This is a genomic window from Thermodesulfovibrionales bacterium (genome assembly GCA_026417875.1).
Lineage (GTDB): Bacteria > Nitrospirota > Thermodesulfovibrionia > Thermodesulfovibrionales > CALJEL01 > CALJEL01.
The window spans coordinates 1-10898 of sequence record JAOACK010000062.1 but is presented as its reverse complement, the minus strand read 5'-3'; the positions used below and the strand labels follow the sequence as shown (position 1 = coordinate 10898).

Annotated in this window: 15 protein-coding genes; 12 read left to right on the top strand and 3 right to left on the bottom strand. The window is 39.9% G+C overall.

What is annotated here, in order from left to right; translation table 11 throughout:
* The 3 genes from N2257_09370 to N2257_09360 form a co-directional block, all read right to left on the bottom strand.
* On the bottom strand, positions 1-381 hold a 381-nt coding region (locus tag N2257_09370; protein MCX7794594.1), incomplete at its 3' end, for a type II secretion system GspH family protein.
* Positions 382-440: 59 nt separating this feature from the next.
* Complete coding sequence (locus tag N2257_09365; protein MCX7794593.1) at positions 441-989, bottom strand: prepilin-type N-terminal cleavage/methylation domain-containing protein; 549 nt, start codon at positions 987-989, stop codon at positions 441-443.
* Positions 990-1646: 657 nt separating this feature from the next.
* Positions 1647-2240 carry a prepilin-type N-terminal cleavage/methylation domain-containing protein gene (locus N2257_09360; protein MCX7794592.1) on the bottom strand — a complete coding sequence of 198 codons (594 nt, stop codon included), beginning with the start codon at positions 2238-2240 and terminating at the stop codon, positions 1647-1649.
* A 474-nt stretch (positions 2241-2714) separates the two neighbouring features.
* Here N2257_09360 and gltX point away from each other — a divergent pair, with 474 nt between their 5' ends.
* The 12 genes from gltX to N2257_09300 all read left to right on the top strand — a co-directional run.
* Positions 2715-4112 (top strand): glutamate--tRNA ligase, encoded by a 1398-nt coding sequence (gltX, locus tag N2257_09355; protein MCX7794591.1) that lies wholly within the window; start codon positions 2715-2717, stop codon positions 4110-4112.
* A gap of 2 nt (positions 4113-4114) precedes the next feature.
* Positions 4115-5110 carry an NAD(P)-dependent glycerol-3-phosphate dehydrogenase gene (locus tag N2257_09350; GenBank protein MCX7794590.1) on the top strand — a complete coding sequence of 332 codons (996 nt, stop codon included), beginning with the start codon at positions 4115-4117 and terminating at the stop codon, positions 5108-5110.
* Positions 5107-5856, top strand: a complete 750-nt coding sequence (gene larB, locus N2257_09345) for a nickel pincer cofactor biosynthesis protein LarB (protein MCX7794589.1) — start codon at positions 5107-5109, stop codon at positions 5854-5856. The genes N2257_09350 and larB overlap by 4 nt, the downstream gene beginning before the upstream one ends.
* Before the next feature lie 61 nt (positions 5857-5917).
* Positions 5918-6262, top strand: coding sequence for a thioredoxin (gene trxA, locus N2257_09340; protein MCX7794588.1), 345 nt, complete (start codon positions 5918-5920; stop codon positions 6260-6262).
* 60 nt (positions 6263-6322) lie between these two features.
* Positions 6323-6817 (top strand): TlpA family protein disulfide reductase, encoded by a 495-nt coding sequence (locus tag N2257_09335; GenBank protein ID MCX7794587.1) that lies wholly within the window; start codon positions 6323-6325, stop codon positions 6815-6817.
* Positions 6818-6823: 6 nt separating this feature from the next.
* On the top strand, positions 6824-8143 hold the full coding sequence (gene ffh / locus N2257_09330; GenBank protein ID MCX7794586.1) for a signal recognition particle protein: 1320 nt from the start codon (positions 6824-6826) through the stop codon (positions 8141-8143).
* Positions 8144-8171: 28 nt separating this feature from the next.
* Positions 8172-8405 (top strand): 30S ribosomal protein S16, encoded by a 234-nt coding sequence (gene rpsP, locus N2257_09325; GenBank protein MCX7794585.1) that lies wholly within the window; start codon positions 8172-8174, stop codon positions 8403-8405.
* A gap of 31 nt (positions 8406-8436) precedes the next feature.
* Entirely contained in the window at positions 8437-8670 is a 234-nt protein-coding gene (locus N2257_09320; GenBank protein MCX7794584.1) for a KH domain-containing protein, read from the top strand.
* Positions 8671-8808: 138 nt separating this feature from the next.
* Positions 8809-9540: a tRNA (guanosine(37)-N1)-methyltransferase TrmD gene (trmD, locus tag N2257_09315; protein ID MCX7794583.1), complete on the top strand. Its 732-nt coding sequence runs from the start codon at positions 8809-8811 to the stop codon at positions 9538-9540.
* Positions 9537-9905, top strand: a complete 369-nt coding sequence (gene rplS, locus N2257_09310) for a 50S ribosomal protein L19 (protein MCX7794582.1) — start codon at positions 9537-9539, stop codon at positions 9903-9905. The genes trmD and rplS overlap by 4 nt, the downstream gene beginning before the upstream one ends.
* An 8-nt stretch (positions 9906-9913) precedes the next feature.
* Positions 9914-10531 carry a ribonuclease HII gene (locus tag N2257_09305; GenBank protein ID MCX7794581.1) on the top strand — a complete coding sequence of 206 codons (618 nt, stop codon included), beginning with the start codon at positions 9914-9916 and terminating at the stop codon, positions 10529-10531.
* On the top strand, positions 10528-10898 hold a 371-nt coding region (locus tag N2257_09300; GenBank protein MCX7794580.1), incomplete at its 3' end, for a hypothetical protein. The genes N2257_09305 and N2257_09300, both read left to right, overlap by 4 nt.

The following is a 10898-nucleotide window of genomic DNA, read 5'->3' as shown; positions in this document are numbered from 1 at the left end:
GTTATCATTTAATGTTGATATTGTATAGGCAGGTTTGGTAATACAGAGATTAGAGTTTTTCAGATTTTCATCTCTGTAATAATAAAGGCTATTTCCCCAGGCATCTACATTCCTTGCTCCAGCTACAGAAAGGGTATCTGGTAGCATTTTGTACTGCATTGCATAACCTATCACAGCTTCTCTGGCTGATACAACAATTTCTCTTGATTCTCTTAGTTTTGCCTGCTTTAACAGAGGACCTATAAGGCTTGCTCCAAGGGCAGTAATAAGGCCCAGCATTACCAGCACAATTGCAAGCTCAATGAGGGTGAAACCTTTTTTGTGAAAAAAGGGATGAAATAGTTGGAAGCTTATAATTAAATTTTTTTTCTCATAACACATGAAAATTTTCTCGAAAAGATCTTGATAAAAGAGGGAGGCTTTTGCCTCCCTCTAATTTTTTAATACATCTTATCAAAGAGATAGGTTACTGTAACAGTTCCTGTTGTAGGCCATGCAGCTGCAGTGGTTGTACCTGCTGTACCACAGTATTGAACCCTACCTTTTGTACCATCTGCTGTTCCATCCTGACTTATATCAAGCTGTACAGCATAATCAGCAGGAACATTTGTTAAGAGCATAACATTCCGGGTTACAGTTGCTCCTGCACCGCATACATTAGCAAGACCTTTAATTTCAATGGTTACATCTGCTTCTGTGTCAGCAGGATAGGAAAGTTTGGCATTGTCAAGGTCTGTTTTAAGTGCTGCAAAACTGTTTATCAAACCATCCTTTGTTGTGTCTGTGTCTCCAGGGAAATAGCCTTTCTTATCATAGAAGGCCCATATCGGAATTTCCCATTTGTTCGGAAAGTTTATTATCTTCTTCACCTTTGCACCTTCAATCAGGTCCTGTCCCTTGAGCACTGCTCCAAGGATTATGCCAATAATCACGAGCACTATTGCCAGCTCAATGAGGGTAAAACCCTTGCTGTTTTTCAGTCCTCTCATAGTGTCCTCCTTTAATGAAAATTTCCCTGCAAAGCAGGGCTGGTTTTCATAAAAAACAAACCATTTTTTGATTAGCAAAAAATATGCCCCTATAAAAAACTTTTTTATCAAAGGTTTTATATAATATCTAATTCAGATATATATGACAAATTTCGTCAAATATTGCCAAAAACTTTCAATAAATTTCAGTTTTTACTTATGTTTTTAATTATCTTGACTGCCTTTTAAATTTAAAGTTTATTAGATTCATGCTAGGTAATTTAACAAACTGTCAATTTTTTAACATAGTTTAACTCCAGGTACTTCTCACCTTTTTCAGCACCCTCTGAGAATTTCTTTCCAGTAAATATGATAAATGCAGGAAGTTTTAAGCCCCTGTCAATGACCTTAGCCCTGTAAGCAGCCTTTGAAATCTGTCCTGTCAGCTTTTATTGAAATCTCTTTAACAGGCAAACTTTTTCACTATCCTTCTTGAGGACCCCTGTAATAACCACATCTGTATCAAGAGCATCATTCTTATAAATCTGCCAAAATAAGATGGCGCCTTTTTTACTAACTTTATTTCAAAATTTCTCAATCAGGTCAGTCCTTTTAGTTATTACTATCGGGATATCTTCAAGGGTCTCTATTTTAAAAGTCTTAGTATATTTTGGTTCATCATAACTTTGAATAGAGTGTCACAAGAGATATCATAGTATTGTTGTAGTCTCCATCTGCCTGGATTGTGCCTGTGTTATATATGCCATCATCATTCTGTATATCTATTGTCCTTGCCACATCTCTTGGAATGTTATTAAAAGCTATCCAGTTTACAGATATACCGTTTACGGTACCATAGGCAACACTGACAGTGCCTCCATAGGGATGGGCAGGATTTATTCTTCCAGTACCTGTTATGATTCCGGCCAGCCTGAGATGACTCCAGGCATTGCAGGACTCTTGATTAACCACTTCAGAACCACTGCAGTTAAATACAAAATTTCCCTCAAGAAGACCGTTGGCGTTTCCATCAACAGAGCCTGTCCATCTACTGGACACTGTATTGTCATCACCAGGGAAGCGATTGCTGTACCGGTCATAATAGGTGTAAAAAGCCGCAGTGATTTCCCTTGTGAGGGTACCGAGTCTTTTAATTTTTGCATTCTCAATAAGAGAGGCTCCTTTTAGGATGATTAGTAAAAGTATCCCGACTATCACAAGTACGATAGCGAGCTCCACAAGGGTAAAGCCTTTTTTATTTGTTCCATTCATAACCTATCCTCCTGAATAAGCATTTTATAAAATGCTAATCACTCTTGCACCAAATGTCAAGACCTACAGTGCCTGGAAAGGTGTTCTTGAGCCTAAGGATTTTTTATCGAATCTGTAAGTAAACCGGGTCTCAGTAACTAGGGATAACTCAGGTATTAGGTAATATCAGTTTTGAAAATTTTGAGAAAGAATATCTCCTTTCAAGACTTAAAAACTCCATAAATCCTCTGCCAGGTAAGCATTGAATTACTTTCAGATAGTTATTACTTTACAATAAAGTCTGTTTTTCAGGATAATGTTCTGCTTCTATTTTTAAGACTTATTAAGGAGTCTAAAACCTATGACACAGTAAATACCACCTTAATAGTATTCAATACTGTTTGGAGGTCAGTAAGATGTTTTAGCATAGAGTATTACTAAATCATGTGAAGGCACCTTGCTCGTTGATTCAAGATTTTGCTATATTCAATAGCAATGGTGAGGGTAAGATTTGCTCCAAGTCCTACCGGCCACCTCCACATAGGTGGAGCAAGGACAGCACTTTTTAACTGGCTTTTTGCCCGTCATAATAAGGGTGTTTTTATTCTGAGAATAGAAGACACCGACAGGAGTCGTTCAACAGAGGAATTTATTGAGGCAATCATAGAAGGTATGAGATGGCTCGGGCTTGACTGGGATGAAGGTCCCTACAGGCAGACAGACAGATTAGATATTTATAAAAGTTATGCTGAGAGGCTTTTAAAGGATGGTAATGCCTATTATTGCTACTGTTCCCCTGAGGAACTTGAAGAAAGAAGAAGGCTCGCCCTTGCTTCTGGCAGACCACCAAAATATGATGGTCGCTGCAGAGACCTTAAGACGCCTGTTCCTGGAAGGCTACCAGCCATAAGATTCAGAATGCCCCAGAGCGGAATCACGGTAGTCGAAGATCTTATAAGGGGAAAGGTCACTTTTGATAATGAACAGCTTGATGATTTTATAATAATGCGCTCAGATGGTACACCTACTTATAATTTCTGTGTTGTAGTGGATGATGTTGATATGAGAATAACCCATGTGATCAGGGGTGATGACCATCTTAACAACACACCCAAGCAGATCCATATTTACAAGGCATTGAAATACGATATTCCTCAATTTGCTCATCTTCCCATGATACTTGGTCCTGATAAAACAAGATTGAGCAAGAGGCACGGTGCTACATCTGTAATGGCTTACAGGGATATGGGTTATCTTCCTGAAGCACTTTTGAATTATCTCGTGAGGCTTGGGTGGTCTTATAAGGATCAGGAGATTTTTTCAAGGGAAGAGCTCATAGAAAAATTTACTCTTGAAAATGTGGGCAAATCTCCTGCTGTTTTTAATCCAGAAAAACTACTCTGGCTTAATAGTCATTATATAAGTACCTCTACTAATGAAAGGCTCTATGAGCTTGTCAGGCCCTTTCTTATAAGGGAGGGTATAATCAGAGAGGATACACCTATAGATATTCAGTGGATTTCAAGGGCTATAGCTACACTCAAGGAAAGATCAAGGACCCTTGTAGAACTCACCAGTTCTTTAAGATATTATATCCTTGAAGATATTGAGATTGAAGAAGATGCAAAGAAGAAATTTATAAATGAAAAAACCATTGAATATTTAAAAAAGGCAAAAGAACTTTTAGGGAATGTAGAACCCTTTACTAGTAAAAACCTTGAAGAAGCATTTAAAAAATTTACCATCGAGCTGGGAGTAAAACTTTCTGACGTTGCTCAACCTCTGAGAGTGGCAATTACAGGAAAGACAGTAAGCCCACCAATATTTGATGTCCTTGAAGTCATGGGTAAAGAAAAGGTGCTCAGGCGTCTTGAAAAGGCTTTAGCTTTCTGAATATGGGTTATATCGCTGTAATAGGTGCTGGAAACTGGGGAACCACAATAGCCTGTCATGTGGCAAAAAAGGATTATGATGTATCTCTCTGGGTCTATGAGCCTGAGCTCGCTGAAATAATAAAAAATACCAGAGTAAATCAATGGTACATGCCAGATCTTTATATTCCAGAGCATGTGGAGATCACTACAGATCTGCAGCATGCAATTCATAAGGCAAGATTCGTTATTAATGCTGTACCAACACAGTTCATAAGAAGTGTCCTTTCAAGACCTCTTAAATTCAGCTCTGATGCTGTAATAATAAATCTTTCAAAGGGCATAGAAAGGGGAACACTCCTTACACCATCAGAGATATTAAAGGAGCTCACAGGTCTTGAGGTTGCGGTGCTTTCAGGTCCGAGCTTTGCTAAGGAGGTGGCAAAGGGTCTTCCTACTGCGGTAACCCTTGCCACCAAGGATAGACATCAGGGTCTTTTAATACAGGATATAATGAGCTCCGAGAATTTCAGGGTCTATCTTCATGATGATGTAACAGGAGTTGAGATTGGCGGTGCACTTAAGAATGTGATCGCAATTGCCTCGGGCATAGCTGATGGTCTGGGTCTTGGAGCCAATGCAAGGGCATCCCTTATAACAAGAGGTCTTGCTGAAATAACAAGACTTGGAGTTGCAATGGGTGCAAATCCCAGAACCTTTTCAGGTTTAAGCGGAGTGGGGGATCTTATCCTTACATGTACTAGCAATCTTTCAAGAAATTATACCCTTGGATTCAAACTCGGAAGAGGAGAAAGATTTCAGGATATCCTCGCCGGAATGCGTGAGGTAGCCGAGGGTCTTTATACTGCTGAGGCTGCCTGTAAGCTTGCTGAAAGATATTCTGTAGAGATGCCAATAACTCAGAACGTTTATGAGATTATCTATAGGAATAAATCTCCTCAGACGGCTCTCCAGGAACTAATGACAAGACCACTCAGGGAGGAATTTCCTGAGCTATGAATAGAGAAGAACTTCTGGCAATACTTAAGGATGTAAGGGATGCAAGACTCTCACCAGAGGAGGCATTAAAAAAATTGCTTCACCTTCCCTATGCTAACCTAAAGGTTGCAAGAATAGATTATTACAGAGAATTAATTGCAGGTATTCCAGAGGTTATATTTGCAAAGGATAAGTCTATTCAGGATACGGTTAGGATTGCAAGAGATATGTTTAAAAAATATGGAAGATTTTTGATTACAAGGGGAAGTTTAGAGATATATAAAAAATTAAAGATTAAGAGCGCAAGATTCTATGAAAGGAGTGGTGCTATAGTTGCAGGTGGATCAAGAACTAAAAAGGGTGACATTCTGATACTCACAGCAGGAACATCGGATATTGGAATTGCTGAAGAGGCAATGGTCACAGCAGAATTTCTTGGAAGTCGTGTAGAAACGCTTTATGATGTAGGGATAGCAGGTCTTCACAGGATTGTGGAACATATGGACAGACTTAAAAGGGCGAGGGTAATCATAGTAATTGCTGGAATGGAAGGTGCTCTTCCGGGTGTTGTAGCAGCACTAACTGATAAGCCTGTTATAGGTGTGCCAACCTCTTCTGGATACGGAATGAGTCTTGGAGGCATTGCAGCACTCTTAAGTATGCTTAATTCCTGCGTGCCCGGTCTGGCTGTAATGAATATTGACAATGGTTTTGGAGCTGCTTGCTTTGCTCACAGAATTAATATCCTTGACAAAGATTCATTATAAACAATAAAATAACTTAAATAAAAAACTTAAATTGAAACTTAAAATTAAAATTAAAACGCAGATGGAGGGCTTTATGGCAGAAGGTGTTGTTGAAGCAACTACCGAGACGTGGGAGAAAGAAGTGCTTAATGAACCGGGGCTTGTGATGGTAGATTTCTGGGCAGTTTGGTGCGGTCCATGCAGGATGATAGCACCTACTGTGGAGGAGCTTGCAAAGGAGTACGCTGGAAAGGTTAAGGTTGTTAAGCTCAATACGGATGAAAATCCAGATGTTGCCAGCAGATACAAGATAATGGGTATTCCAACAATTATGTTCTTTAAGAACGGTCAGAAGGTTGACCAGATTGTTGGAGCTGTTCCAAAGGCGCATTTAAAATCAAAGATAGATTCCCTTCTTTCTTCCTGAAGAATTCAGAAAAGTTTTGGAAGAGATTGAGCTAAGAGGTCGGGAGTCAGGTTGAGATTGATGAGATGGAAGGGTTTTTTACTTCTTCTTATATTCTTTGTATTCCTTTCCTGCAAAAGAGCAGTTATTCAGGAAGGTAAGGCCCTTCCGGATCTATCCTTTAAAAATATCAATGGAGAACTCATAAGGCTTCACGATCTTAAAGGTAAAGTTTTAATTATTGAATTCTGGGCAACCTGGTGTGAGGCCTGCAGAGAAGCTGTTCCTGATCTGATAGAGATATATAAAAGTAACAGGGATAAAGGTTTTGAGCTCATTTCAGTATCGATTGATGAGGGTGGAGATTATATTAAAAGGATAAAGGATTTTATAGATGAATATAAGATCCCTTATCCTGTGGCGGTTGATGGTATTACTTTAAGCAGAAAATTCGGGGTTTATACAATCCCTTCTATATTTATAGTTAACAGGGACGGGATACTGGTGAAGAGATTTCCTGGTTATTTTCCTGACTTTGCAAATAGGATAGATAATGAAATAAAGAGGTTATTATAATATAAGATGTTTGAGGCATTAACAGAAAAGCTTGAGCATATATTTAAAAAACTCAGGGGGAGAGGTATCCTCAAGGAGGAGGATGTTGAACAGGCTTTGAGAGAGGTTCGTATTGCCCTTCTTGAGGCAGATGTGAATTATAAGGTCGTTAAGGATTTTATCTCTTCTGTAAAACAGAGAGCTGTTGGCAGCAGTATCCTTGAAAGTCTTACCCCTGGACAGCAGGTAATAAAGATTGTTCATGAAGAGCTGATTGCTCTTATGGGCTCTTCAGATTCTAAAATAAAGCTTGCTGCCAATCCACCTACGATTATCATGATGGTTGGGCTTCAGGGTTCAGGGAAGACTACAACTTCAGCAAAGCTTGCAAATTATTATAAATCTGAGGGCAGAAGACCCATGCTAGTTGCAGCAGATATCAAAAGACCTGCTGCAATTGAGCAGCTAATAACCCTTGGAACCCAGCTCGGAATCCCTGTATTTTATTCAAAGCTAGCAGATGATCCAGTTAAGATCTGTGAAGAATCAATTATAAAAGCAAAAACTGATGCCCGTGATATAGTGATACTTGATACCGCAGGTCGTCTTCATATAGATGAGGAGCTGATGGAGGAATTAAAGAAGATAAAGGAGAAGACCTCACCTCACGAGATCTTACTCGTTGTGGATGCCATGACAGGCCAGGAGGCTGTGAATGTTGCTTCTTCCTTTAATGAAAGATTATCCATAACAGGGATAGTACTCACAAAAATGGATGGAGATGCAAGAGGCGGGGCAGCTCTTTCTATGAGGGCCGTGACCGGAAGACCCATTAAGTTTATAGGAACAGGTGAAAGGCTTAACGCAATAGAGCCTTTTTATGCCGAGAGGATTGCCTCAAGGATTCTCGGCATGGGAGATGTCCTGAGCCTGATAGAGAAGGTTCAAAAGACATATGATATTAAGGAAGCAGAAAGACTTGAAAAGAAGGTTAGGGAGGATGATTTTGATCTTGATGACCTGAGACTCCAGATAAGAAAGATAAAAAGTATGGGTTCGCTCGAGAGCCTCCTGAGCATGATTCCAGGTTTTAATAAACTGAAAGGAATTAATATAGATACAAAGGAGTTTGTAAAGATAGAGGCCATAATAAATTCCATGACTCCTCAGGAAAGGAGGAATCCTTCAATACTGAATGGAAGCAGAAGGAGAAGAATTGCACTTGGAAGTGGCACAACCGTGGCTGATGTAAATAGACTTTTAAAACAGTACAATGAGATGAAGAAGTTAATGAAGGCCTTTAAAGGCAAGAAAGGCATGAGGCTTCCAAATATACTGCCATTATGAGATATAATAATTAGAAAGGAGGTGTCCTGTGGTAAAGATAAGATTGATGAGAATGGGTGCGCACAAGAGGCCTTTTTACAGGATTGTTGTTGCTGATTCAAGAACACGAAGGGATGGTCCCTATATTGAACTTCTTGGAACCTATGATCCTCTGAAGAATTCAGAGGTAAGGCTTGATAAAGAAAAGGTTAAAGAATGGTTACAGAAAGGTGCACAGCCAACAGAATCTGTTAAAAGACTTTTAACTAGAGCGGGCCTGTAGTGCCCCAAATTCCTTGAGGAGGTGAACCATCATGCTGAAGGGATTAGTTGAGAGTATGGCAAAGGCTCTGGTTGACAAACCAGAGGAGGTAAGTGTTAAGGAGGTGGATGGGGAAAAGACCACTGTATTTGAGCTCAGGGTTGCGCAGAGTGATCTCGGAAAGGTGATAGGAAAGCAGGGAAAGACTGCTCGTGCCATGAGGGCAATACTGAGTGCCGCTGGAACAAAGATTGGTAAGCGCTGCGTACTTGAGATTCTTGAATAGAACAGTGCCTGAGCCCAATTAAGATTGCTCTTTATAGCTTAAGATTTAAGGAATAGAGGGCAGGCTTCTATACCTGCCCTTTTTATCAACTTTCAAGCCTTATAAAGACTTGAAAATCGAGAGATTACTTTATGAATCATGCTTATTGATGTCATAACCCTTTTCCCTGATATCATTAAAACCTATATTTCCTTCGGCGTTATTAAAAAGGCTATAGAGGAGAGCTTGTTAAATGTGAGGATTCATAATCTCAGGGATTTTACTAAGGACAGGCACAGAACAGTTGATGATTATCCCTATGGCGGTGGTTCTGGAATGGTCTTGAAACCGGAGCCTGTATTTGAGGCAGTTGAACAGATAAAATCTGATGGTATTGAAAGGGTCGTGATACTTCTGACACCTCAGGGAAAAGTTTTTAATCAACAGATGGCAAGGGAACTTTCAGGAGAAAAAAGAGGTCTGTTACTTATATGCGGAAGATATGAGGCTGTAGATGAAAGGGTAAGAAGTGTTGTTGATGAAGAGATTTCCATTGGAGATTATGTCCTTACTGGAGGAGAATTACCGGCTTTGGTTATAATAGATGCTGTATCAAGGCTTCTGCCAGGGGTTCTTGGTAATTACAGTTCAACCCTTGAGGAGTCTTTTGAGTGGGGTATACTTGATTATCCCCATTACACAAGACCTCCTGAGTTCAGAGGTATGAAGGTGCCCGAGATATTATTAAGCGGTGATCATGAAGCCATAAGAAAGTGGCGGAGGAAGGAGGCATTGAGAAGAACACTCGAAAGAAGGCCTGATCTTCTTGAAAAGGCTGTCCTCAGTGAAGAGGATTTAATTTTAATAAAAGAGATTAAGGAGGAGTTATGAATGAATTGATAAAGGCAGTTGAAGAGACCTATAAAAAGAAGTCATTACCCGATTTCAGGGTGGGAGATACGGTTAGGGTTTATGTGAAGGTAAAGGAGGGAGACAGGGAGAGGCTCCAGCCTTTTGAAGGGGTTGTAATAGCCCGCAGGGGTGGAGGATTGAGAGAAACATTCATGGTAAGAAAGATCTCTTTCGGGGTAGGAGTTGAGAGGATCTTTCCAATTCATTCGCCTGTAGTTGAATCTATAGAGGTTGTAAAAAGAGGAGACGTGAGGAGGGCAAAGCTATATTATCTCAGAAGAAAGAAGGGTAAGGAGGCAAAGATAAAAGAAAAGGAGACCAGAACAGTAGAAGAGGGAAAATAATAACCCTTATGTCCCTTTTCAGATTTGACCTGACTTACAGGAAAAGAGGGTTCAGACTTGTGGCCGGTGTTGATGAGGCAGGAAGAGGTTCACTGGCCGGTCCTGTTGTAGCTGGTGCTGTGATATTGAGTGAGGGTTTCAGAATAGAGGGTCTTGATGATTCAAAAAAACTTTCTCCTCAAAAAAGGTCTGAACTATTCTGGCAGCTCATACTGGGGGCAGAGGATATAGGTTTCGGCATTGTTGATGTTGAGGAGATAGAAAGAATCAATATCCTTGAGGCAACAAAAAAGGCAATGATAGAGGCCATTAATGGATTAAAAAAAGTTCCCGATATTGTACTCATCGATGCCCTGAAATTACCTATATCAACTAAACAAATATCAGTTGTAAAAGGTGATCAAAAGAGTGCTTCCATAGCTGCAGCATCCATTATTGCAAAGGTTTTAAGAGACTGGATCATGGAATATTATGATTCCCTTTATCCAGCATATGGATTTAAAAAACACAAAGGATATGGTACGGTAATCCATAAAAAGAACCTGAGAATATATGGATTATGCCCTATCCACAGAAGGACCTTCGGGCATGTGATGGAACTTGTTTTACCTTTTGATAAAGTATGAGAGTCAGAACTTCAATAGAAAATGAACGTATAGATGAAGCCCTTGAACTCATCTGGATTCTTAAAGAGGATGGCAAGGCCCTGGTATCTAATTTTAAGGCAAATTCTGATGACGAATCTCCTGAGACAATATTGAGCCTGCTCGTTGAGGATGAATTGATAAATATAAAGGGTGATGAGATTGAGTTTACAGAGAAGGGTTATGAAAGGGCACGGGCACTTATAAGGAGATACAGGCTTGCTGAGAGACTTTTTTCTGATGTTTTTGAATTGAGGGATGATCTGGCAAAGGATGATGCTTGCAGGGTGGAGCATATACTCAGCAATGAACTGACAGACAGCGTATGTACCTTTCTCGGTCATCCACC

Bases quoted from the DNA above. Each gene is read 5' to 3' on its own strand.
- N2257_09365 (MCX7794593.1), bottom strand. From the start codon at position 989: ATGAGAGGACTGAAAAACAGCAAGGGTTTTACCCTCATTGAGCTGGCA.
- N2257_09360 (MCX7794592.1), bottom strand. From the start codon at position 2,240: ATGAATGGAACAAATAAAAAAGGCTTTACCCTTGTGGAGCTCGCTATC.
- gltX (MCX7794591.1), top strand. From the start codon at position 2,715: ATGGTGAGGGTAAGATTTGCTCCAAGTCCTACCGGCCACCTCCACATA.
- N2257_09350 (MCX7794590.1), top strand. From the start codon at position 4,115: ATGGGTTATATCGCTGTAATAGGTGCTGGAAACTGGGGAACCACAATA.
- larB (MCX7794589.1), top strand. From the start codon at position 5,107: ATGAATAGAGAAGAACTTCTGGCAATACTTAAGGATGTAAGGGATGCA.
- trxA (MCX7794588.1), top strand. From the start codon at position 5,918: ATGGAGGGCTTTATGGCAGAAGGTGTTGTTGAAGCAACTACCGAGACG.
- N2257_09335 (MCX7794587.1), top strand. From the start codon at position 6,323: ATGAGATGGAAGGGTTTTTTACTTCTTCTTATATTCTTTGTATTCCTT.
- ffh (MCX7794586.1), top strand. From the start codon at position 6,824: ATGTTTGAGGCATTAACAGAAAAGCTTGAGCATATATTTAAAAAACTC.
- N2257_09320 (MCX7794584.1), top strand. From the start codon at position 8,437: ATGCTGAAGGGATTAGTTGAGAGTATGGCAAAGGCTCTGGTTGACAAA.
- trmD (MCX7794583.1), top strand. From the start codon at position 8,809: ATGCTTATTGATGTCATAACCCTTTTCCCTGATATCATTAAAACCTAT.
- rplS (MCX7794582.1), top strand. From the start codon at position 9,537: ATGAATGAATTGATAAAGGCAGTTGAAGAGACCTATAAAAAGAAGTCA.
- N2257_09305 (MCX7794581.1), top strand. From the start codon at position 9,914: ATGTCCCTTTTCAGATTTGACCTGACTTACAGGAAAAGAGGGTTCAGA.